General features: G+C 67.6%; 23 protein-coding genes. 9 read left to right on the plus strand and 14 right to left on the minus strand.

Going from position 1 to position 22695, the window contains the following annotated elements:
* Positions 1–87 precede the first annotated feature (87 nt).
* The gene (locus VMT65_RS21430; protein WP_326310083.1) at positions 88–666 is read left to right on the plus strand and encodes a TetR/AcrR family transcriptional regulator; all 579 of its coding nucleotides are present in this window, start codon (positions 88–90) and stop codon (positions 664–666) included.
* Here VMT65_RS21430 and VMT65_RS21435 read toward each other — a convergent pair.
* Both VMT65_RS21435 and VMT65_RS21440 read right to left on the minus strand, forming a co-directional pair.
* The gene (locus VMT65_RS21435; protein WP_326310084.1) at positions 638–1300 is read right to left on the minus strand and encodes a MerR family transcriptional regulator; all 663 of its coding nucleotides are present in this window, start codon (positions 1298–1300) and stop codon (positions 638–640) included. The genes VMT65_RS21430 and VMT65_RS21435 overlap by 29 nt on opposite strands.
* A 108-nt stretch (positions 1301–1408) precedes the next feature.
* Positions 1409–2869, minus strand: coding sequence for a catalase (locus tag VMT65_RS21440; RefSeq protein WP_326310085.1), 1461 nt, complete (start codon positions 2867–2869; stop codon positions 1409–1411).
* Between the two features lie 260 nt (positions 2870–3129).
* On the opposite strand from VMT65_RS21440, the gene VMT65_RS21445 reads away from it, so the two are divergent.
* Positions 3130–4482, plus strand: a complete 1353-nt coding sequence (locus VMT65_RS21445) for a serine hydrolase domain-containing protein (protein WP_326310086.1) — start codon at positions 3130–3132, stop codon at positions 4480–4482.
* Positions 4483–4498: 16 nt separating this feature from the next.
* On the opposite strand, the gene VMT65_RS21450 is transcribed toward VMT65_RS21445, so the two are convergent.
* Positions 4499–5731: a helix-turn-helix domain-containing protein gene (locus tag VMT65_RS21450; RefSeq protein WP_326310087.1), complete on the minus strand. Its 1233-nt coding sequence runs from the start codon at positions 5729–5731 to the stop codon at positions 4499–4501.
* 454 nt (positions 5732–6185) lie between these two features.
* Between VMT65_RS21450 and VMT65_RS21455 the strand changes: the two genes are divergently transcribed.
* A complete protein-coding gene (locus VMT65_RS21455) occupies positions 6186–6386 on the plus strand; it encodes a hypothetical protein (protein ID WP_326310088.1) in 201 nt (66 codons plus the stop codon).
* 49 nt (positions 6387–6435) lie between these two features.
* Here VMT65_RS21455 and VMT65_RS21460 read toward each other — a convergent pair whose 3' ends face one another.
* The 3 genes from VMT65_RS21460 to VMT65_RS21470 form a co-directional block, all read right to left on the minus strand.
* On the minus strand, positions 6436–7467 hold the full coding sequence (locus VMT65_RS21460; RefSeq protein WP_326310089.1) for an aspartate-semialdehyde dehydrogenase: 1032 nt from the start codon (positions 7465–7467) through the stop codon (positions 6436–6438).
* A 4-nt stretch (positions 7468–7471) separates the two neighbouring features.
* Complete coding sequence (locus VMT65_RS21465; RefSeq protein ID WP_326310090.1) at positions 7472–8737, minus strand: aspartate kinase; 1266 nt, start codon at positions 8735–8737, stop codon at positions 7472–7474.
* A 105-nt stretch (positions 8738–8842) separates the two neighbouring features.
* Positions 8843–9271 (minus strand): SgcJ/EcaC family oxidoreductase, encoded by a 429-nt coding sequence (locus tag VMT65_RS21470; RefSeq protein ID WP_326310091.1) that lies wholly within the window; start codon positions 9269–9271, stop codon positions 8843–8845.
* Positions 9272–9369: 98 nt separating this feature from the next.
* On the opposite strand from VMT65_RS21470, the gene VMT65_RS21475 reads away from it, so the two are divergent.
* Positions 9370–9834: a MarR family winged helix-turn-helix transcriptional regulator gene (locus VMT65_RS21475; protein WP_326310092.1), complete on the plus strand. Its 465-nt coding sequence runs from the start codon at positions 9370–9372 to the stop codon at positions 9832–9834.
* Positions 9835–9846: 12 nt separating this feature from the next.
* Here VMT65_RS21475 and VMT65_RS21480 read toward each other — a convergent pair whose 3' ends face one another.
* Positions 9847–10422 carry a dihydrofolate reductase family protein gene (locus tag VMT65_RS21480; protein ID WP_326310093.1) on the minus strand — a complete coding sequence of 192 codons (576 nt, stop codon included), beginning with the start codon at positions 10420–10422 and terminating at the stop codon, positions 9847–9849.
* 71 nt (positions 10423–10493) lie between these two features.
* On the opposite strand from VMT65_RS21480, the gene VMT65_RS21485 reads away from it, so the two are divergent.
* The 4 genes from VMT65_RS21485 (at position 10494) to VMT65_RS21500 (ending at position 13355) form a co-directional block, all read left to right on the plus strand.
* On the plus strand, positions 10494–11072 hold the full coding sequence (locus tag VMT65_RS21485; protein ID WP_326310094.1) for a TetR/AcrR family transcriptional regulator: 579 nt from the start codon (positions 10494–10496) through the stop codon (positions 11070–11072).
* Between the two features lie 30 nt (positions 11073–11102).
* Positions 11103–11285, plus strand: a complete 183-nt coding sequence (locus VMT65_RS21490) for a DUF1918 domain-containing protein (RefSeq protein WP_326310095.1) — start codon at positions 11103–11105, stop codon at positions 11283–11285.
* Between the two features lie 193 nt (positions 11286–11478).
* Positions 11479–12078 carry an SRPBCC family protein gene (locus VMT65_RS21495; RefSeq protein WP_326310096.1) on the plus strand — a complete coding sequence of 200 codons (600 nt, stop codon included), beginning with the start codon at positions 11479–11481 and terminating at the stop codon, positions 12076–12078.
* 65 nt (positions 12079–12143) lie between these two features.
* On the plus strand, positions 12144–13355 hold the full coding sequence (locus VMT65_RS21500; RefSeq protein ID WP_326310097.1) for a low temperature requirement protein A: 1212 nt from the start codon (positions 12144–12146) through the stop codon (positions 13353–13355).
* Here the strand turns inward: VMT65_RS21500 and VMT65_RS21505 are convergent.
* From VMT65_RS21505 to VMT65_RS21535, 7 genes are all read right to left on the minus strand, one after another.
* Positions 13294–14148 (minus strand): ion transporter, encoded by an 855-nt coding sequence (locus tag VMT65_RS21505; RefSeq protein ID WP_326310098.1) that lies wholly within the window; start codon positions 14146–14148, stop codon positions 13294–13296. The two genes, VMT65_RS21500 and VMT65_RS21505, sit on opposite strands and share 62 nt — an antisense overlap.
* Before the next feature lie 53 nt (positions 14149–14201).
* Entirely contained in the window at positions 14202–15854 is a 1653-nt protein-coding gene (locus VMT65_RS21510; RefSeq protein WP_326310099.1) for a GMC oxidoreductase, read from the minus strand.
* A 99-nt stretch (positions 15855–15953) separates the two neighbouring features.
* Positions 15954–16664, minus strand: a complete 711-nt coding sequence (locus VMT65_RS21515) for a type 1 glutamine amidotransferase (protein ID WP_326310100.1) — start codon at positions 16662–16664, stop codon at positions 15954–15956.
* Positions 16661–17893: a Mur ligase family protein gene (locus VMT65_RS21520; RefSeq protein ID WP_326310329.1), complete on the minus strand. Its 1233-nt coding sequence runs from the start codon at positions 17891–17893 to the stop codon at positions 16661–16663. Before VMT65_RS21520 ends, VMT65_RS21515 begins: the two co-directional genes overlap by 4 nt.
* An 88-nt stretch (positions 17894–17981) precedes the next feature.
* Positions 17982–18605 (minus strand): pyridoxamine 5'-phosphate oxidase family protein, encoded by a 624-nt coding sequence (locus VMT65_RS21525; protein ID WP_326310101.1) that lies wholly within the window; start codon positions 18603–18605, stop codon positions 17982–17984.
* Between the two features lie 64 nt (positions 18606–18669).
* Positions 18670–20436 (minus strand): hydroxysqualene dehydroxylase, encoded by a 1767-nt coding sequence (locus VMT65_RS21530; protein ID WP_326310102.1) that lies wholly within the window; start codon positions 20434–20436, stop codon positions 18670–18672.
* Between the two features lie 126 nt (positions 20437–20562).
* Positions 20563–21522 carry an EamA family transporter gene (locus VMT65_RS21535; protein WP_326310103.1) on the minus strand — a complete coding sequence of 320 codons (960 nt, stop codon included), beginning with the start codon at positions 21520–21522 and terminating at the stop codon, positions 20563–20565.
* Between the two features lie 231 nt (positions 21523–21753).
* Between VMT65_RS21535 and VMT65_RS21540 the strand changes: the two genes are divergently transcribed.
* Positions 21754–22650, plus strand: coding sequence for a LysR family transcriptional regulator (locus VMT65_RS21540; protein WP_326310330.1), 897 nt, complete (start codon positions 21754–21756; stop codon positions 22648–22650).
* Positions 22651–22695 lie beyond the last annotated feature (45 nt).

Consider the following 22695-nt stretch of genomic DNA (forward strand, 5'->3'; position numbering starts at 1 on the left):
CTCTCTGTCGCTGTCCGTCTATTCTTACGGAACTGACAGTCTCGACAACACGGTTGACGAGACTTTTAGTCTCGACAAAGGAGTGATGTGCATCACGAGCGACCCCACACCGGGCGGCGTCGCAACGAGGCGACGCGACAGGCCATCCTGGACGCGGCACTGCGCTTGCTCGGCGAATCCGAGGGCGCGTCGGTCACCGTGGACGCCATCGCGCGCGCGGCCGGGGTCGGGAAGCAGACGGTCTACCGGTGGTGGCCGTCCAAGGGCGCGGTGCTGCTCGACACGCTCACCGAGCGATCGGCACTGCAGGTGCCGACGCCGGACAGCGGGTCGGTGCGCACCGATCTGCTGACCATCGTCGAGGCGACCTTTCGCAGCGCGCAGGATCCGCTCACCGCGCCCGCGCTGCGCACCCTGGTGCGCGAGTCGGCACACGATCCGCATCTCGCCGATCTGCTGCGGACCTTCACCGCGCGGCGGCGGGACGCCATCCACGCGGTCCTGGCCCGCGGTCGGGAGCGCGGCGAAATCGCCGCCGACGCCGACCTGAATCTCATGGTCGACGAGTTCTACGGCGTGTTCTGGTACCGCTTCATCCTGGGCCACGCGCCACTCGACGACGGCGTCGCCGCTCGGCTCACCGATTCGATTCTGGCTCGGCACTGAAATCTGGCTCGGCACTGAAGAATTCGGCCGAGCGGTCGGTCTGGGCGAGATGCCGCAGCGCGGCGATCAGCTCGTCGCCGAGCACGTTTCCGACCACGACGGTCTCGGCCATGCCGTCGATGTCGGTGTGCGCGGACAGCACGGACATGTCCAGTTCCGCCACGGGCTCGAGCGCGCGAGCGTAATCGTCGAGGCGCTCGGCGATCTCGTCGTGACCGAGTTGGCGCAGCGCGCCGATCACCTCGGCGGCGGCGTGCACGGCCGGATTGTCGCGACCGACCCGCCAGCCCAGGCGGTCGAGCATGGCCCGCACCTCCGCGAGCGCATCCTGTTTCGACTGCTCATCACAGAACGCGATGCTGCGCGCGGCGGTGTGCTGGGCGACGCCGAGGATCTTGTGGGTGCCCAGGTCCGGGCTGTCCAGCGCGGTGATGACATCGCGGGCCGCGGCGATGGACAGCCCGCCCACATCGATGAGCGCGCGAATCAGGCGCAGCCGCCGCAGGTGCTCGTCCCCGTACTGCGCCTGATTCTGGCCGGTCGCTTCGCCTTTCGGCAGCAGACCCTCCCGCAGGTAGTACTTGATCGACGGGGTGGACACACCGCTGGCCTTGCTCAGCTCACCGATTCGCATCGAACCTCCTCCTGACGGGTAGCGCGACTATCCACCTTACGAGCACCGAAAAGGCCCGCACCGCGGGATGCGGTACGGGCCTTTCGGAATTCGGCTCACGCGGCCGGGCTAGTTGCCCAGCTGCTCGCGAACGCCCACCTCGATGCGCTTGCCGAGATCGGCATCGATGCTCTTCCAGTAGTCGAACACGCGGCTCAGGATCGGCTCGCGGACGCCGCCGAGGATGTGGCCGACCACGTTGGAGACCAAGCGGTCACGCTGGGCGTCGTCCATGACCTCGCGGACCAGGGTGCCGGCCTGCACGAAGTCGTTGTCCTCGCGGTGCTGAATGTATCCGGCCCGCACGAACGTCGGATCGAAGGCCCACGCGCCGTCGTCGATGGCGCGCTCCGGGTCGGCGTGCGCGCCGCCGAAGGAGTTGGGCGCGTACACCGGAACGCTGGAGGCGTTGTGCGAGAACCGCATCGCGCCGTCCTGGGAGTACGAGTTCACCTGGGCGGCCTTGGGCCGGTTCGGCGGCAGCTGCGCGTAGTTGGCGCCGATGCGGTAGCGGTGCGCGTCGGCGTAGGCGAACACGCGGCCCAGCAGCATCTTGTCGGGCGAGAAGGCAACGCCGGGAACGGTGTTCGAGGGCTCGAAGGCGGCCTGCTCGATGTCCACGAAGTAGTTCGCGGGGTTGCGGTTCAGGGTCCAGCGGCCGACCTCGATGAGCGGGTAGTCCTGCTGCGACCAGACCTTGGTCAGGTCGAACGGGTTGAAGCGGTAGTTGTCCGCCTCGGCGACCGGCATGATCTGCACCTTGAGGGTCCAGCTCGGGAAGTCGCCGCGCTCGATGGCCTCGTACAGGTCGCGACGGTGGTAGTCGGCGTCCTTACCGGCGATCTCGTCGGCCTCGGCCTGGGTCAGGTTCTTGATGCCCTGGTCGGTCTTGAAGTGGTACTTCACCCAGAAGCGCTCACCCGCGGCGTTGATCCACTGGTAGGTGTGCGAGCCGAATCCGTCCATGTGGCGCAGGGTGGCCGGGATGCCGCGGTCGCCCATGAGCCAGGTGACCTGGTGGGCGGTCTCCGGACGCAGGGTCCAGAAGTCCCACTGCATGTTGGCGTCGCGAAGACCGCTGCCCGGCAGGCGCTTCTGCGAGTGGATGAAGTCGGGGAACTTGATCGGGTCCTTGATGAAGAACACCGGGGTGTTGTTGCCGACGATGTCGAGGTTGCCCTCGGTGGTGTAGAACTTCACCGCGAAACCGCGCGGGTCGCGCCAGGTGTCGGGGGAGCCCTGCTCACCGGCGACGGTGGAGAAGCGCACCAGCGATTCGGTGCGGGTGCCCGGCTGGAACACCGCGGCCTTGGTGTAGCGGCTCACATCGCCGGTGACCACGAGTTCGCCGAACGCACCCGCGCCCTTGGCGTGCACCACACGCTCCGGCACCCGCTCGCGGTTGAACTGCGCGAGCTTCTCGATCAGGTAGTGGTCGTGGAGCAGGATCGGGCCCTGGGTACCCGCGGTGAGCGACTCGTTGTCGCTGGGCACAGGGGCGCCGGAATTGGTGGTGGTCGCCTTGGTCATGTGACCGAGCCTGCCGAGTTTTCTGGAACTAGTCAAGAAAAGCGAGCAGGGTGGTGAGTAAACAAAGGTGTATACAGTCCGGGCCGCTCCGACCGGGGGAATAGATCCGCGCGACCACCGGTTGACCAGACCTGCCGGCGTCGGAACAGCCCCGGGCCGCACCCTTTGTCGCTACGAGCGACCACTCGCCGAGAGGCGCTTGTTGGGCGTCGGCGTCTACTTCCCTGGGAAACCCGGGGGCTGGCCCTACCCTCGAAACCATGGTGCGCAAGCGCAGGGGGTTGGCCGCCGGATTCGCGGCGGTACTGGCGGCGGGCAGCATGATCACCGGAGGCGGTGTCGCGGCGGCGGCACCGCCTTCCGCGCATTGCGCGGCACCGACCGGACGGGAATTCCAGCGGGCCGCGCCGGAGGATACCGGCGTGGACCCGGCCGGGCTCGCCTCGGCGCTCGACTTCGCGGCCTCCCGAAACCGATTGAATGTCCAGGTATTCCGGCACAACTGCCTGATCGGATCGGGCCCGCTCAATGCCGAAACCGGTGGCGTGCCGTGGAATGTCTGGAGCGTCACCAAGAGCATTGTCTCGCTGCTGGCCGGAATCGCCTGGGACCAGGGCAAACTCGATATCGACGCACCCCTGGACCGCTATCTGCCGCCGGGCATCGGCGCACCGGATCATCGCGCGATCACCGTGGCGAATCTGCTCCAGGAGTCCTCCGGGCTCCGCGTGGGCGCGGTGACCGAGGGGATCACCGGCATCGTGCCCATCGACCCGTTCAGCGCGGTGCAGGCGCTGGGTGTGCCGTTCGACGATCCGCCGGGCACCACCTTTCAATACAGCCAGCGCAATGTGGATCTGCTGTCGTATGTCGTCGAATTGGCGGTGGGCGAACCGCTCCAGCAGTTCGCGCAGCGAGAGCTGTTCGACCCCCTGGGGATTGCGCGCACCGATTACTACTGGGCGCGGGACCGGTCCGGCCACACCTACGGCTACGCGCATCTGTTCATCCCGCCCGATGATCTGGCCCGGCTCGGTATGCTGGTCGCCGAGCACGGAAACTGGAACGGCCGCACCATTGTTTCGCCCGCCTACCTGACGCGCGCCACCACGCCCTCGGCCACCAACCACTGCTACGGCTACCTGTTCTGGACCGGTCCGGGTTGCGCGGAGAATCCCGAATTCCTGCCCGACGACATGTATTCCATGTCCGGCCTGGGGCTCCAGCACGTCTACATCGTGCCCAGTCTGGATCTCATGGTGGTGTGGACCGGAGTCTTCGGCGTCCACAGCTCGCAGGGACCGAGCGGCATCCTGCAATACGGGGACGAGCCGCCGCACGAGTTCTTCCGGCGGTTGCTGGCGGCGTTGGACGACAACGTGATTCCGGATCCGGGGCCCTATGTGGAGGCTCCGCTGTCGGTCGACTATCGCGGCTATTTCGATCCCGACATCACGCTCGCCGTGTTCGGTGTCGGCGCGGACGCGTATCCGGGCTGCGATCTGCTCTCCTGCCTGAATCTCCCCCTGCGCGCACCCTTCAGCGACGCGCCACCGGGGTGCGTACTCGTGGCATGCGTCGGACCCGACCCGCGCACACCGGGTATTCACTGACGGACCGCGACCCCACTCAGGGTGTGATCACGGCGCGGCCCGCTAGCTCCCGCAGTTCGTCGGCCGGTCGACGACCGGCGAACTGCAGCAGATCTCGCACCACCTCGCGGGCGCGATGGTCGGTGTGCACCAGTTCGGGGGTTAGTCGCTCGGCGGTGAGCAGCGCGTCCAACGCCTCGGCCGCCTGTCGCCGCTGCGCGTGCGCGCGGGCGACGTCGACCAGGAAGCGGGCCTGCCGCTCCGGCGAGAGGATCGAGGCGTCGACGGTGCGCGCGGTATCGAGTGCCTCACCGGCATCGCCCAATTCGACCGCCACCGCCACCGCGTGCACGGCGACGCCGGTCGGCCCGAACTCGGTGTCGAAATCGTTGCGGCCCTCGCCCAATCGGTCGGCCGCGGCGCGAGCCGCCGCCAACCCGGTGCGCGCCGCCGTGCGATTGCCGTCCGTCGCCGCGATCACCGCCAGCATGAGCTGCAGAGATCCGTAGAGTGACAACACTTCCGGCCGCGGTGACTCCGAGGCCACCTGCGCGGTGAGCGCCGCCACCGACACCCGTGCCGCCTGCTCGGCCTGCTCGAGTCGCTGCAGGCGCAGGAAGGCCTGTGCCATGCGATAGGTTCCGGCCACCACGCTGAGCGCGTCACCGGATTCCTCGGCCGCGGACAGCGCGCGGTCGGCCGCGACCCAGGCCGCGTCGACTTCTTCCTGCCGGGTGAACGCGGTCGCGGCCACCTGGTAGGCGCGCGAGAGCAGGGTCAACACTTCGGATCGCTGCGCGGTGGTCGCCCGCGCGGCGTGCTCGAGGTCCGGAATCAGTTCCAGCAGACTGCTGCCCACCTCGACCAGTCGGGATTCATTGGCCAGTTGCCAGGCCAGGTCCACTCGTTCTTCCAGCTCCGAGAGTTTGGCCGACTCGCGATCGGCGTCGTCTCCGAATAGCTGGTCCAGTGCGGGATGTCCGGTCAGCAGCAGCCGCAGTTGTTCGAAAACCGCCGAGCCGGGCCGCTGCCCGTCACCGCGATCGGCGGCCATGGGTTCGGCCGCCTCGGGTCTCAGGTCGCGTACCGCCACGCCGAGCACATCCGCCAGTCTTTGCAGAACGGACAGTCGCTCAACAGGCAGGACGTCTCGCTCGACCTGCGAAACCCAACTCTCCGAGCGACGTATGGCCGCTCCCAACTCTTTCTGCGATAGCCCCCGCCTCCGGCGCAACTCCGCTACCCGTGCCCCAAGGGTACTTTCGGCCACCGGGTCAAACTCCTTCTGCCTGATCGGCTTTCCCGGCCGTCACCGCCCGCTTGTTTCGCCGATGTCTACCATGCCCTTCTCCTTCCGCCCTTTCTGTCCAGACGGGATCTGCCGACAAGGATTCCAGACCGGGCGAGCTTACGGCGCACAGTATGGAACATGGATTTTTCTTATTGCACCGCAATTTTTCTGTGTTTAACGTTTGAAGAGGACCCGTCGAACCAAACGGACGACAAGAGGTGGTCATGCCCGGCGAACTTCTCTTCTTCCTACTCGGAGCCGGAATCGGCGGCGCGGCAATGTGGTTCGCGGCGTGCGCCCTTGCGGCCACCAAGTATTCCTCCACTGCCGACGGGGCGACGGTGCAATCCATCACCGCACGCCTCGAACGCGAGGGTATCCGGAACTCGCGGTCAATGAAAGGTCAACCAGCGGCGCATCGGGCCCCCTCGAGATGACGGCCCTGCCCGAAACCGAGGAAGTGCATGTGCGGCTGCGCTTTCCCGGCGGAATGATCTTGGATTACCGCACCGAGCGCGCAATTGCCGAACGGCTGGCGGCGCATTTGCGTCCACACCGGATAGAAGTGACCATCGACGGGTTCCGAACCGACCGGCTGCCACCCCTGCCGTGCGCGGAACTGTGGACGGATTAGAAACGGGCCGTGCACTTTGTCGTGCACGGCCCGTTACGCATATATCTGATCAGTTGTTCAAAAGAACTTCGGCGATCTGAATGGTGTTGAGCGCCGCGCCCTTTCGCAAGTTGTCACCGGAGATGAACAGCGCCAGACCGCGACCGTCCGGCACACCCGGATCCTGGCGGATGCGCCCGACCAGCGACTCGTCGATACCGGCGGCGGCCAGCGGGGTCGGGACGTCGGTCAGCTTCACGCCCGGCGCCTTGGCCAGCAGTTCCTCGGCGCGCTCCACCGAAAGCGGCTGCGCGAACTCGGCATTGATGGACAGCGAGTGGCCGGTGAAGACCGGGACGCGCACGCAGGTACCGCTCACCAGCAGATCCGGGATGCCCAGGATCTTGCGGGATTCGTTGCGCAGCTTCTGATCCTCGTCGGTCTCGCCGCTGCCGTCGTCCACCAGCGCGCCCGCCAGCGGAATGACGTCGAAGGCGATGGGGGCCACGTACTTGTTCGGGGCCGGGAATTGCACGGCCGAACCATCGTGCACCAGCTTCTCGGCATCGCCGATGACCGCGCGCACCTGGCTCGCGAGCTCCTCGACACCGGCCAGCCCGGAACCGGAAACCGCCTGGTAGCTGGACACGATCAGGCGCTGCAGTCCGGCCTCGTCGTGCAGCACCTTGAGCACCGGCATGGCGGCCATGGTGGTGCAGTTCGGGTTGGCGATAATGCCCTTGACCAGGTTGCGGGTGGCTTCCGGGTTCACCTCGGAGACCACCAGCGGCACCTCGGGATCCTTGCGCCAGGCCGAGGAGTTGTCGATGACGGTGACACCGGCGGCCGCGAAGCGCGGGGCCTGCACCCGGGACATGGTGGCACCGGCCGAGAACAGCGCGATGTCCAGTCCGCTCGGGTCCGCGGTCTCGGTGTCCTCGACCACGATGTCCTTGCCGCGGAACGGCAGCGTCTTGCCCGCCGAGCGCGCGGACGCGAAGAACCGCACCTCGTCGGCCGGGAAGTCGCGCTCCTCCAGCAGCTTTCGCATGACGGCACCGACCTGTCCGGTCGCGCCGACGACGCCTACACGCACACCCATGGCTCTACCGCCCCGTTCCGCCGTGCACCACGGCCACTTCGTCGCCGCCCAGATCGAACGCCGAGTGCAGCACCTTGACCGCCTCGTCCAGGTCGGTGTCCTTGACCAGCACCGAGATCCGGATCTCCGAGGTGGAGATGAGGTCGATATTGATGCCCGCGTCGGCGAGGGACTCGCAGAAGGTGGCGGTCACGCCCGGGTGCGACTTCATGCCCGCGCCGACCAGCGACACCTTGCCGATGTGGTCGTCGTACACGACCTGGGAGAAGCCGATGTCGCCCTGCTGCTTGGTGAGCAGCTCGACCGCGCGCGGGCCCTCGAGCTTGGGCAGGGTGAAGGTGATGTCGGTCTTACCGGTCTCCACCTTGGAGATGTTCTGCAGCACCATGTCGATATTGATCTCGGCATCGGCGACCGCACGGAACACCTTGGCGGCGTAGCCCGGCTTGTCCGGAATGCCGACCACGGTCACCTTGGCCTCGCTGCGGTCGTGCGCGACGCCCGTGAGGATTGCTTGCTCCAAGGGGATGTCCTCCATCGATCCGGTAATCATGGTGCCCGTTTTGTCGGTGTACGAGGACCGCACGTGGACGGGCACGTTGTAGCGGCGCGCGTACTCGACGCAACGCAGCATGAGAACTTTCGAGCCGCAGGCGGCCATCTCCAGCATTTCCTCGTAGGAGACGGTGTCCAGCTTCTGGGCGTCGGAGACGATGCGCGGGTCGGCGGAGAAGACGCCGTCCACATCGGTGTAGATCTCGCAGACATCGGCATTGAGCGCGGCAGCCAGCGCGACGGCGGTGGTGTCGGAACCGCCGCGGCCCAGCGTGGTCACGTCCTTGCTGTCCTGGCTCACGCCCTGGAAGCCCGCGACCAGCACGATGGTGCCCTCGCCGAGCGCCTGCTGCACCCGGCCCGGGGCCACGTCGATGATCTTGGCGTTGCCGTGGGTGCCGGTCGTGATGACACCGGCCTGCGATCCGGTGAACGAGCGGGCCTCCGCGCCGAGCGAGTGAATCGCCATGGCGACCAACGCATTGGAGATGCGCTCACCGGAGGTGAGGAGCATGTCCATCTCGCGGGCCGGGGCGGCGGGCGCGACCTGCTGGGCCAGATCGAGGAGTTCGTCGGTGGTGTCGCCCATGGCGGAGCACACGACGACCACATCGTGGCCCTGCTTCTTGGTCTCGACAATCCGCTCAGCGACCCGACGGATGCGCTCGGCGGTGGCGACCGAGGATCCTCCGTACTTCTGGACGACTAGAGCCACGGCGGAAATCCTCCAAGATCGACAAACTGCTGCTACCGACCCACAAGAGTACCGGCCGAGGTCCTGCGGATTTTCGCTACCTCCGACTACCTGCGCGAAACCGAGCTACTGCCGGGCGAAGAGAGCGTTGAAAAGCCAGTGGTACTTGGTGTTCTGGAAGGCGGCGATGGACCACTCGCCCCCGCTGCGCACGACCACGTACTGAACCATCTTGGTGTTGAAGCGCGTGCGCTTCTTGTCGCCCTTCACCACCGCGCCCATCCCGTGCACGAGCGCCACGTCCGGGGCGAGGAAGCGCACCGAGGTGATCTCGCCAATCGTGCGGGTGCCCTTCAGGTACTTCGCGAACAGCGGAACGTGCGAGGCCTCGATCGCCTCGCGGCCCTTCAGTCGCTGACCGAACCAGGTGGTGTAGTCCGCGTCCGGAGCGAAGACGGCGGCGAAGGCCGTGGCGTCTCCGGCTTCCCAGGCTCGATCGGCCCGGGCGAGCAGGTCGCGAACGGCTTCCTCATCGGTGCGCTGCTGCGTGGTCATGGCATTCCTCCCGAAACTATCTGCATGAATCATCAACTGAATCTGTAAGTAGTTGACTGATTCAGATATTGTCCGAGTAAAGCTAGGCTGTCAAGGCGATGACGAAAAAACACGACGAGCTGGGAGCCGCGCTCACCTTCGCCGCCCAGCGCAGCGCCACCGACGCGGTCATGCTGCACGGGGCCATGGCCGACAAGCTCGGCCTGCACGTCACCGACCTGCGATGCCTGACCATGCTGCGGGCGAACGGACCCGCCACCGCCGGAGAGTTGGCGCAGAGCACCGGCCTGACCACGGGGGCCATCACCCGCATGATCGACCGCCTGCTGAAGGGCGGATTCGTTCGGCGCGAACACGATTCGAAGGACCGGCGGCGGGTGATCGTCACCGCGGTCCCCGAACGCATCGACGAGATCGCGCCGCACTACGAGGTGCTGGCCCGCGAATTCGGCAAGATCGCCCAGGATTACAGCGATGAGCAGCTGGAACTGCTGCTCGAGATCTTCAACCGGCTGCACGAGACGTCGGTGCACGTCACCACGCTGCTCCGCGAAAGCGACTGAGCCCGAGGACGATCAGGCCCGGTCGAGCCAGGTGACCCGCTCCCCGCTGGCGAATTCCCGGCGTTCGGTCACGGTGAACCGGGCCGGGCTGAACTCGCCGGAGAACAGCGGAATTCCCGCGCCCGCGATCACCGGGTAGGACTTGAGCACGAGTTGGTCGATCTCGTCGACCAACTGTCCGGCGAGACTGCCACCGCCGCAGAGCCAGATGTCCTTGCCCTCTTCCTTTTTCAAGCGCCGGACCAGTTCGACCGGGTCACCCGAGACGATGTCCACCTGCGGGTTGTCGACCGGGGCGAGGGTGTTCGAGAAGACGTACTGCTTCAGGTGGTTGTAGGGGCTCTCGACGCCGATGGCGAGGCCGGGCTCGTAGGTGCCGCGACCCATGACGACGGCGTCGAATTCCACGTTCGGGCCATCGAGCGGCAGGCCGAAGTGCTCGCGCAGATGGGTCGGCAGCGTGTCCGGGTAGCGCTCGGCGATCCAGGCCACGATCTCGTCGGACATCCCGAAGAAGTCGGCCTGCCCCTGCGGACCGGCGATGACGCCGTCGAGGGAGACACCGACGTAGTAGACGAGCTTTCGCATGTTTACCGCCTCATTCGTTGTACTATGACCGTAGTGGTTATGAACGTAGTACTACAGATGGAGTGGTGTCAATGGTTCGCACGAATCCCGAGCGCCGAAATGCGTTGATCGACGCGGGCATCGAGGTCCTGGCGCGCGACGGCGCGCGCGGGCTGACCTTTCGCGCGGTCGACAAGGAGGCCGGGGTGCCCGCCGGGACGGCCTCCAACTACTTCCCCAACCGAGACGAGCTGCTGGTGCAGACCGGGCATCGCTTCTACGAGCGGCTGCAGCCCAGCGCCGAGACCATGGACCACCTGTTCACCGGACCGCGCACCCGCGAGACCATCGCGGAGCTGATGAACGAAACCGTCGGGCGCATCACCGATTTCCGCACCGGCTACCTGGCCCTGCTGGAACTGCGCCTGGAGGCCACCCGCCGCCCGGAGCTGCAGGCGATCCTCACCGAGCGGGTGCGCGCCGATATCGACCTCAATGTGCGCAACCATCTGGACTCCGGGTTGCCCGGCGACGCGGACTCGGTATTACTGCTGTATCTGGCGCTGAACTGGCTGATCGTCGAAAGGCTCACGCTGCCCGGCATTTTCACCGACGAACAGGCCGCGCATCTGGTCTCGATGGCGGTCGAACGCGCGATTCCGGCCTTGTGACGAGCATCACCTCACGAATAATCTCGAGGCATGCGAGCAAGTGTCGGTGACCATCTGGTCATCCATGGGCGCAATGTCGGACTCCCCGATCACACCGCGGAAATCGTCGAAGTGCGCGGCGCGGACGGCGAACCGCCGTATGTGGTGGAGTTCGCCGACGGGCGGCGCAGCCTGGTGTTCCCGGGTCCGGACTCGGTGGTGAGGCCGGGCTGAGCCCGGCCGCGCGCGACCCTTCACCGCGCCCGTATCGAGAACTTTTACGTACACGTTCCGACACGGGCGAATCACCCTGCTGAACAGGGAAATTGGGACCAATCAGACCGACCAGTCGGTCAGAAGCCTCGGGATACGAGGTTGACTCTCGAAGCGACGCTGGTCACAATCGGTCCCCGAGTGGAGGGTAGATATGAGAACGAAAACTGATCACCGGTTCGTCATCGACATCGATCCCGAACAGGTGATGGACGCGTTGCTCATGGTCGAGCAGATGCCCGACTGGTCGCCCTCCCACCAGGATGTCCGGGTCGCCACCCGTGACAAGTTCGGCCGCCCCAAGCGCGTCTACGTGTCGGCCAACCTGATGGGCCGCCCGGACCGGCAGGTCGTCGAGTACACCTGCACCGAGAACCGCATCGAATGGCGGGTCTCCGAATCCAGCGCCGGGGCCGGCGGCAAGGGCTGGTTCGATCTCGGCGAGACCGAGGACGGTGCCACCGAGGTCTGGTACCACTCCGAGATCTACCTGCCGATTCCCGCGCCCGGCATGATCCTCAAGCGCAGCGCCAAGCGCGAGGGCGAAACGATGATCACCAACTTCATCGCCTTCGTCGAATCCGTCACCGGCATCGAGGGACTCGCCGAGGTGGACGAGGCGTCCTACGCCGAACCGGCCACCGAGTACGAGCAGTCCGGCGGCGGCTTCGTACAACCCGGCTACGCCCAGCCCGGCTACGCGCAGCGCATCGATTACGGCCGCAATTTCGAGCCCGGATTCGGCACCGCGTGACGCCGAGGGCGAACACTCGCCGCTGACACTGCCTTTCGCGGCTCATACCAGGCAGTATGTCTGCCATGCCCGGTCTGCAGCGAGCCCGCATGATGCCGGTCGCCGAGAACGCCTCGGTGACGCAGCTGGAACTGTTCTTCGATCTGGTGATCGTGTTCGCGTTCACCATGGTCACCGATTTCGCCGCGCACGAGACCACCGCGGTCAATCTGCTGCGCGCCCTGCTGATCCTGGCCATGCTGTGGTGGGCCTGGATCGGTTACTCCTGGCTCGGCAATGTGGTCAAGGCCGACGAGGGCGTCGCCCGGGTGGCCATGTTCGTGGCCATGGGCGCGGCCTTCATGATCGCGCTGACCATTCCCGAGTCCTTCCACGATCTGCCCGGCGGCTGGTACGGGCCGCTGGTCTTCGTCATCTCGTATCTGGCCGTGCGCCTGATTCACCTGACCGTCTTCTGGCTGGCCAGCACCCACGACGCCCAGCTGCGCCGCCAGGTGATCCGTTGGGCGGGGGGCTCACTCAGCGTGGCCAGCGTGCTGCTGGTGGTCGGCGCGGTCGCCACCCACGGCACCGCGCAGCTGGTGCTGTGGCTGGCGGCGCTGGTCTGGGACATGGGGTGGACGTTCTTCGCGGGCAACGAGTGGCGGCTCTACTCGGCCTCGCACTTCGCCGAGCGGTACGGGTTGATCGTCATCATCGCGCTGGGCGAATCCATCGTGTCGATCGGCGTCGGGGTGGCCGGGCTGCCGATCTCGTGGTCGATCACCGTGGGCTCGATGCTGGGTCTCGCGGTGGCGGGGCTGCTGTGGTGGGCCTACTTCGATGTGGCCGCCCTGGTCGTGGAGCACGCCATGCACCGGGCCGGGGGCGAGCGCCGCATTCAGATCGCCCGCAACTGCTACACCTTCTGGCACTTCCCGATGATCGCCGGAATCGTGGCCATGGCACTGGGTTTGAAGAAGGTGCTGGGCTACGTGGGTGGGGCGCAAGGCCATTCGCTCAGCGACGAGCTGCACGGCATACCCCTGTTCGCGCTGTACGGCGGTGTGGTGGCGTATCTGATCGCGCTGGTCGGCTTCCGGCACTACGCGACCGGGAAGGTGCTCACGGCGCGGATCGTCGCGGCGGCGCTGCTGGTGCTCCTGATCCCGGTCGCGTCGACGCTGCCCGCCCTGGCCGCCCTGGGCCTGCTGTGCGCGGTGCTGTTCGCGCTGATCACCTTCGAGGTGGTGCGCTTCGCCCAGCCGCGGGATCTGATTCGACACGGGCTGGAGTGAGCCGGTTGTCGATCGACTCCGGCACCCGCTCCCCCGCGTGCACGGCCGCGCGAATCTGATTGATGTTCTCGCGCAGGGCATCCGCCACCAGTTCGTCGGTGCGCGGATCGGCCAGCACCTGGAAGACGACCCGGAAGCTGGCGTCGGCGATGCCGCGAATCATCTCCTCGTGGAACGGGACATAGCGCACCCGACCCAATTGCGGGTCCTGCCGGATGATCTCGAGGATCATCTGGTCGATCTCGGAGCGGTTCTCCTCGAGCGCACTGGCGATATTGCGGGTGTAGCGGCCGGTGCGCAACACCTCGGCGACCTCCTCGAGGACCGCCACGGTCACCGGCCGCTTGATGGCGTCGACGATCGCGCCCACCGACCGGTTGACGAGGATGGCGGTGATCCGATCGCCGAAGGCGCGGTCGGCGACCCGGCCCAGCCGCACCGCGATCACCACGATGCGCAGTAGCCGGAATCCACGGAAGAACGGGCTGGTCACCGGAACCATGCCCAGGACCTCGTACCAGTAGATGAACGGGAAGGTCCAGCTCCAGCCTTCATGCCGCCAGCGCCACAGGAATTCGACGAGGAACACGCCGCAGATGCTGTAGTCGACGACCCGGATGATCCGATAGGTCTGACCCGCGACCGGAAAGAAGGTCACCCAGGCGACCAGCACCACCGAGACCACCGCGAGGGCGAGCATGACGAACTCGCCCCACAGGGCCGGGGGCTTGTGCGGAAACTCGTCCGCCTCCGGTGCGCCGGGCACTCCACCGATCTCGTCCACCGCGCCCACGACGTCCCCTTCCTCATCGAACGGTCCCGCCAGCGTAGTCGGCGTACGGGCGGCTACCGTCCGGCGCGGATGATCGCCTCGATATTGCGTTCGGCCACGGCGGTGATGGTGAGCGACGGGTTCACCGTCGCGGTGCTGCCCGGAATGCCCGCGCCGTCCATGACGTAGAGGCCCGGATGTCCGATGACGCGGCCGTAGCCGTCGGTGGCCCGGCCCAGCACCGCGCCGCCGAGCGGATGCGCGGTGAAGAAGCCTTGGGCGTCATAGCCGATCGGCGTGTAGTCCATCATCGAGCCGCCCGCCCGCGCCACCTTGTGGTCGACCGCGCGGCACGCCGCGACCACCGCGTCCTGGGCGGCGGTGGGCCAGCGCAGGCCGACCGCGTTGCTGCCGCGGTCGTAGCCGAAGCGGGCCCGGGTCGGATCCAGCACGATGCCCAGCGAGGCGATGGCACCGGTGTCCACGGGAATGCCCGGGACATACCAGCTTTCGAGATGCAGCGGCATGCCGGACTCGTCGAGGATGCGGCTGGCGCTGGGCACACCGCCGCCGGTCATGGACGGCGAGCTGATGCTGCGGGCCAGCACCACATCGCCATTGGTGCCCCAGCCGTCGCCGACGTGCTCGTTGAGATTGGGCAGGGTGCCGGTGGCCTGCGCGCGCACCAGCAGTTCGGAGGTGCCGACCGAGCCCGCGCCCAGGAACAGGCGATCGCAGGTGAGGGTGCGGGTGCCCAGCACCTGACCGGTCGGGGCCAGTTTGGTCACCGAGACCACGTACTTGCCGTTGCCGTCCTGGCCGATCGAATCCACCTGGTGGCCCGGGTAGATGGTGGAGCGGCCGGTGCCCTCGGCGTAGCGCAGGTAGTTCTGGTTCAGATCGAACTTGGCGCCGTTGGAGTTTCCGAGATTGCTGCGTGAGGCGGTCGCGGACGCGCGACTGGTGCCCGCCAGCTCCGAGCGGATGACATCCCAGTTGAAGATCGAATCATTGGGCTGCGGTTCGTATCCCGCGGCCCGCACCTGCTGATCCCACACCCGCGAATGGGTGAAGGGCGCGGAGTTGTACACATCGCCGGGCATGGTGGAGAGCCGCAGCATCTGCCGGACTCGCGGGTAGTAGACCGAATCCAGCTCGTCGTAGTTCACCACACCCGCGAAGACCTGATCGAACAGGTGCTTCGGCGGCGCGACCATGGCCCCGGTGAACACGATGGACCCGCCGCCCACCGCCGCGGCCCGCCAGACGTCGATGCCCGGGTACTCGGTGACGTCCAGGACGCCGCCGAAGGACGCGCACGGCATGGGCACCTTGGTGACGCCGGTGAAGCTGGTGCGATGCCAGAAACCGCGGCCGTCGGGCAGGTCGTCGCCGGTGAAGATCTCGCGCCACGGGTCGTTGGGCCAGCGCGAGCCGCGCTCCAGCACCGTGTTCTGCACACCCGCCTCGGCCAGGCGCAGCGCGGTCACCGCCGCACCGAACCCGGAGCCGATGACAATGGCCTCGGAGTGTTCCGGCGGATCCGGTAGCGGCGCAAAGATTTCCGGCACCCAGGCCTGGAACAGCGCGTTCCACAACGGATTGGCCGACGCCGTACCGGCACCGCGACTGGCGGCACCCGTCCCGACGCCCGCCAGCAGAGCCGCCATCCCGGCAGCCTTGAGCACGGCGCGTCTACGCAACCGGCCACCTCCCTCATCACGCATGGCCGCGCGCGAGATTACCGGTCGGCCTGTATCCCCTCAACAGGTTCGTCGACTATCACAATGATCGAGGGCAGACTCTGACCGATATGGGCAATCCCCTCAGGCCCGCAGGCGCTCCCGGCGCAGCTGGTCGACCTCCGGGAGATCCAAGGGCGGCAGCGAATCCACGCCGAGCGCCCGGCACAGCAGGTAGTCCGCGAGTTCCGGATTGCGGGCCAGGGCCGGGCCGTGCATGTAGGTGCCGAGCACCGAACCCTGCACCACGCCCTCGAGACCGTCGCCCACCCCGTTGCCGACGCCCTTGGTGACCCGCCCCAGCGGTTTGGCATCACCGCCGAGCTTGGTTCCGCCCCGGTGGTTTTCGAAGCCCGTGAGGGGCGCGCGGAGGCCCGGAATCAACGGCTGGGTCGCGACCTCGCCGATGGCGCGCTTGTCCTGGGGGGAGGTGGTGACGTCGAAAAGGCCGACGCCGTCGACCCGTTCGCCCGAGGAGGTCTCGTACCAGTGGCCGAGCACCTGGATGGCCGCGCAGATGGCCAGCACCGGCGCGCCGCGCCCGGCGGCCTCCTGCAGCCCCGGGTAGCGCTGCAGGTGGCGGGTGGCCAGGCGCTGCGCCGAATCCTCCGCGCCGCCCAGGGTGTAGAGGTCCAGCGAGTTGGGAACCGGCTCGGTGAGCGGGATTTCGACGATCTCGGCGGCGTAGCCGCGCATGCGGGCGCGCTGGCGCAGCACGACGGCATTGCCGCCGTCACCGTAGGTGCCCATCACATCCGGCAGCACGAGGCCGATGCGGACAGTCGATTCGGTCATGCCTTCGCACCCGTCTTCTCGGCGAGATCGCGGTTCAGGTCGCGGAACGCGGTGTAGTTGGCGAGCACCTCGACGCGGCCCGGCGGGCAGGAGGCGATGGCGCGCAAGGGATCCGCGACGGTGATGTGCTCGACGCCCGCGTAGGTCAAGCGCACCGCGAGGTCGGTGGCGCGCTCACCGGCGGCCACCACCTGGGTGCCCTCGAAGTGTTCGAAGCGCACGTCCCAGAGCCAGGACAGGTCCTCGCCGTCGGGCACCTGGCCGTTGACCGCGATCACCAGACCCGTTGCGGCCGGGTCGATCATGGACAGGGCCTCCTGCCAGCCCGCCGGGTTCTTGGCCAGCAGCATGCGGGTGCTGCGGCCGTCCACGTCGATGCTGCGGTAGCGGCCCGCGATCTCGCGCACCGTGCCGGTGGCCGCAGCGGCCTTGACGGGATCCGCGCCCAGGGCAACCGCGGCGGCCACGGCCTGGGCCGCGTTGCCGCGATTCGCGCGGCCCGGAAGGGCAAGGGAGAGCGGGATTTCCAGCCCGTCGGGGCCGTGCAGGCCCTGCTCGTCGACCCGCCACTGCGGCTCGGGACGCTTGAAGTCCGCGCCGGTGCTGTACCAGTGCTCGCCCTCCCACACGATGGGCTCGCCGCTGCGCGGGCAGCTGGTGGCGTCCACCGACCAGCCGCTCCCGGCCGACACCCACACCACATTCGGGTGGTCGTAGGCGATCGAGGTCACCAGCACGTCATCGCAGTTGGCGACCAGAACGGCCGCGGGGTGCCGGGCCATGCCCTCGCGCAGGCGGCGCTCGATCATATTGATCTCGCCGACCCGGTCGAGCTGGTCGCGGGAAAGGTTCAGCAGCACCACGACCGACGGGTTCAGCGCGTCGGCCACATGCGGCAGGTGCAGTTCGTCCACCTCGATGGCCGCCAGCGGCGCGGTGCGGTGCGCGGTGAGCGCCGCCACGATTCCGGCGTCCATGTTCGCGCCGTCGGCCTGGGTGGCGACCCGGCCGAGCGTCTGTAGCGCGGCGGTGGTCATGCGCGTGGTGGTCGACTTGCCATTGGTGCCGGTCACCAGCACCGTGCGCTTGCCGCGACCCAGCTGCGCCATGAGCGAGGGGTCGATCTTGAGCGCGATCAACCCGCCGATCATCGAGCCGTTGCCACGCCCGGCCCGCCGGGAGGCCCACGACGCCGCCGTCGCGGCCCGCAACGCCAGCTGTCCGCGCATCGAGATGTCTGCCACGACGCGAGTTTATGGGGACGGGCGGCCGGACGCTCGGGCGGTATCGGGGCCGGTGATGTGAACTACACCGGGGTCAGCCGTTGTAGAGCATCTTCTCGTAGTTCGCGGGCGAGTAGTACTCCTCCAGTTGTTCCACGGTCTCGGCGATGGCGGGCACCACGTCCTTCGCCATCACGGCGGCACTGGGCAGGGTGTCCTCGGGCCACTTCTCCGGCTCCCACAGCGCGCTGCGCATGAAGGCCTTGGCGCAGTGGAAGAAGATCTGATCGATCTCGACCTCTAGGGCCATGATCGGGCGATTGCCCTTGACGATCATGTCGTCGAAATACGGTGCGTCGCGGACCAGCCGGGCGCGTCCGTTGATGCGCAGGGTGTCGCGGCGGCGCGGGATGACGAAGAGCACGCCGACGTGCGGGTTGCCGAGGATATTGAAATACCCGTCGGCGCGCCGGTTTCCGGGCCGCTCCGGGATAGCGATGGTCTTGTCGTCGAGCACCTTCACGAATCCGGCCGGGTCGCCCTTCGGCGAGGCGTCGCAATTCCCCTCCGCGTCACTGGTCGCCAGCACGATGAAGGGTGTCCGGGCGATCCACTCGCGATCGTGCTCGTGCAGGGAGTCACGGACCTTGTTCTTCGGCCGCCAGGCGACCTCGCCCAGCAGTTCGCGCAGTTCGACAGGGTCCGTGATCTCGTTCATGACTCGATTCAACGCGGGACACGGGTCCGCGCACCAGCCTTTTTCGCCGGTGTGAGGAATTCCGCTAGGCGTCGAACATATTCGGCTGCCCGGCAGCGAAGCGTTGGACGTCCAGCTGCCGGAACGGTTCCAGCTCCACCGCGCGGTAGAGCGTGAACAGCTTGCAGCGCGCGGCATCCGAACCGGACACGTCGAGGATCTTGTTGACCGCGGTGCGGGCCGCCTCCGACGCACCCTCCATGGTGGCGAGGTCCACGTTGGTGCGCACGTAATCACCTGCCAGGAACAGGTTTTCGAGGGCGGCGTGGTGCGATTCCGGACGCAGGACCCAGGAGCCCGCGGTATTGATCAGCAGCGGATCGGCATTGGTGTTGCGCTGCTGAGCGGCGTCCCAGGCCACGCCGGTGTCGAGGAACCAGGAGTGCAGGTCCTCGTCGCGCAGCAGGTCGGCGCGGTCGTTGAGATGCGCCTGGAGCTGCGCCCACACCTCGCGGGCGATCTCCTCGTGCGTGCACTCCTTGGCCGTCTTGCCGTACAGCATGCCGGGGGTGTTCCAGTCGGAGATGTCGACCGACAGGCAGTCCTGCACCGTGCCGTCACCCAGACCGGTGACCGGGGTGCGATTCCAGAACTGGCCCTGCGAGATGGAGGTCAGCGACCACGGGGAGTCCACGTAGGCGACGTGGCCGCGCGCGATATCGGTGGGGCGGCGCAGGAAGAACTGGATGCCGGTCATCCAATCCACCGTGAGCTGGTTCATGCCCGCCAATTCCGGTCGCAGCGACAGGATTTCGGGCGTCCACAGGGTCCGGGCCACCTCCACCGGCAGCGCGCTCACGAAATAGTCCGCCGCGACCGTCTGGGCCGATCCCGCCGAATCCACCACGCGCGCACCGGAGATCCGCGACCCCTCCAGCTCCAGACCCTTGACCTCGGCGTTGACGAAGGTGACGCCGAGATCCCGCAGCCGATTCACCCAGGGATCGATCCAGGCCTCGTTGGTGGCCCCGTTCAGCAGACGGTCCAGCGCGCCGTCATTGGCGACCTCGAGCGGATTGCCCAGGAACTGCTCGCCCATGGTGCCGATGGTGAGGGTGCTGGCCTTGTCCTCCTTCGCGGCGACCAGCAGCGTGGTCAGCGTGCGCGAGAGCAGCATGCGAAATTCGTTGGAGCGCTTGCCCGCACCGACGTAGTCGCGCCAGGACATCTGGTCCCACTGCCCGTAGCGGCGGGCGTCGCAGCTGGTGTTGAAGACCAGCAGCCGATTGGCGAAGTAGAGCGCGTCCGCGGTGCCCATGGAGGTGGAGGTGGCGATGGCCGAGCCCACTGTCTCCCGGAAGTCGGCCGGGGTGGACCAGACCTTCCCGAATTTGCCCATGGGAATCAGGGTGTCGTCCGCGCCCTGGCGGGAGAAGCGCGCCTCGGGCGCGGCCACCAGGTTGTCCCACACACCATTCGCATTGCCCGCGAACGGGATTCGCCGCATGGTGTCCGGAATATGGCGGTAGAAGCCGGGAAAGAACCGGAAGCCGTGCTCACCCCACAGTTCCGGTCGCCCATCCTTGCCGGTGCCCGGCACCGCGATGCTGCGGGCCTTGCCGCCCAGGGCCCGGCGTTCGTAGACCGTCACCTCGAAGCCGCGTTCGGCCAGTTCGTGGGCGGCGGTCAGACCCGCGACACCGCCGCCCAGCACCGCCACCCGACGTCCGGTCTCGGCCCGGGCCGCGGTCGGGGTGGCGGCCCCCGCCGCCACCGCCCCCGCCATCGCCCCGGCCGCGACCGCTCCACGCAGCACCGTCCGTCGCGTGACGGACAAACGTTGTCCTGCCATACCCGTTACCTCCCACGCCTGGTCCGCATCCTAGGGAGCTGTCGCAGACAGATGGTCGGTTGGGGTGGAAATTTTCATGCCGAGTCCCCGCAAATATTGCGAACCCCAGCAAACAGGACTGTTGATCTACGCTTCGACGAGATTCGGGTTCAATTCCAGGCGGCGAGTCGGCTCGGCGGGTCGAACCGGCGCGGGCTCGGCCACCCGCCTGCGGCCCGCCGACGTGGCCGTGAACGCCCCCGCGATGACAATCGCCGCACCCACCAGAGCCAGCGCCGACGGGGTCTCGCCCAGGAAGGCCCACGAGGCCGCGATGCCCACCACCGGCACCGCCAGCGACAGGGGAGCGACCGTGCTCGCCGGATAGCGGCTCATGAGATAGGTCCACAGCCCCGAACCGGCGATGGTGCCCAGCGCCACGATGTAGGCCAGGGCCGCGAAGGCGGGCCAGCCGCTCACGGAGAAGGATCCGATCAGCGCGTTCCAGCCGGTGGTCGGTCCCTCGGTCAGGACGGAGAGCGCGAACATCGGGATGGGCGGCACCACGGCCATCCACAGCGTCAGGTGCAGCGGGTTCACATTCTCGGATTCCGCTGTGGCCAAACGGGATCCGATATTGCCGAAGGCCCAGCCCAGACCGCCCGCCAGGGTGAGCAGCACCGGCAGCAGCGCGGCGTGATGCGACCGATCCCAGCCGATCACACCCATCCCCAGCATGGCCACCGCGATGCCCGCCAGCTGAATCCCGCGCAGCCGTTCCCGCAGGAAGATCGCCCCCAGCAGCACCGTGAACGGCGCGGACGACTGCAGCACCAGCGAGGACAGCCCGGTCGGCATGCCGGCCCGCATGGCCGTGAACAGGAAGGCGAACTGCAGGATCCCGAACCCGGTTCCGTAGAGCAGCAGCCACTTCCACGGCACCTGCGGCCGCGGCACGAAGATCAGTACCGGAATCGCGATGACGGCAAAGCGCAGCCCCGCGAAGAAGAACGGCGGGAAGTGCTCCAGGCCGACGTGAATGGCCAGGAAGTTCAGGCCCCACAGCACCACGACGGTGAGCCCGAGCAGTCGATCGCGATTGGTCATGCCGAAAATCTTGCGTTGGCTAATAGGTAAGAACAATCGAATAATTCTGCACCAACGATGTAGTAGAACTTAACCGTGCCTCACCCCGACCCACCCCGCGCGGTCCCGCCCCCACGCCGCGTCACCCGCGACACCCACTCTCCGGCGGCACCCCGCACGCCCGCCGAGACGACCACCCCACCGAGCGCGGCGAATGCGGAGGGGAGCGCGAACAGCATCCCCGGGCCGCTCATGTCCATCGAGCGACTGCGCGTCCTGCGGGAATTGGCTGATCGCGGGACGGTTGCCGCAGTGGCCGAGGCACTTTCGATGACACCATCGGCGGTGTCGCAGCAACTCAAGGTGCTGGCCCGGGAGGCCGGGGTCTCCCTGCTCGAACCGGATGGGCGGCGGGTTCGGCTCACCGACGCGGGCCGCGCGCTGGTGGTGCGGGCCGACGAGGTGCTCGAGGCGATGGAACGCGCCGTCACCGAGATGGCCGAGTATCGGGGATCGCCACGGGGGCGGGTGCGGGTGGCCCTGTTCCCCTCGGGCGCGACCCTGCTCCTCCCCCACGTGCTCGCCGAATTGGACGGCAGCGGCGTGGAGATGGTCGCCGCCGACGAGGATGTGCCGCCGGGTGAGGTGCCGCGTTTGCTGGCCGATTACGACGTGGTCCTCACCCACCGTGATGAGCGGGCGCCCGCGCTCGCTGGTCCGCGGGTGTCCTCGCGGGTGCTCATGCGCGAACCGATCGATGTGGTGGTGGCCCCCGACCATCGGCTGGCCCGGCAGGGCGCGGTGGTCCCGGCCGAGCTCGCCGACGAGACCTGGATCAGCGTGCGCACCGGCTTCCCGGTCGACGACGTGCTGCGCTCCATCGCCACGGTCACCGGCGTCCAGCCGCGAATCGCACAGCGCCTCAACGAGTTCAGCGTGATCGAGGCCCTGGTCGCCACCGGCTACGGGGTGGCCCTGATGCCCCGCTACGCGGTCCGCCATCCGGACCTGATCATGCTGCGCCTGGCGGGGGTCCGCGCCGCGCGCGTCTACGATCTGGCCACCCGCCCGCACGCCGACAAGCGCCCGGCCGTGGCCATGGTCATCGCCGCCTTCAAGGCCGCGGCACGCCAGGCGACGGGGGCCTGAAATCAACGGTTGACTTGGAGTGCACTCCAAGTCCTACGGTGGCCC

Source organism: Nocardia sp. CDC153, assembly GCF_035818515.1.
Taxonomy (GTDB): domain Bacteria; phylum Actinomycetota; class Actinomycetes; order Mycobacteriales; family Mycobacteriaceae; genus Nocardia.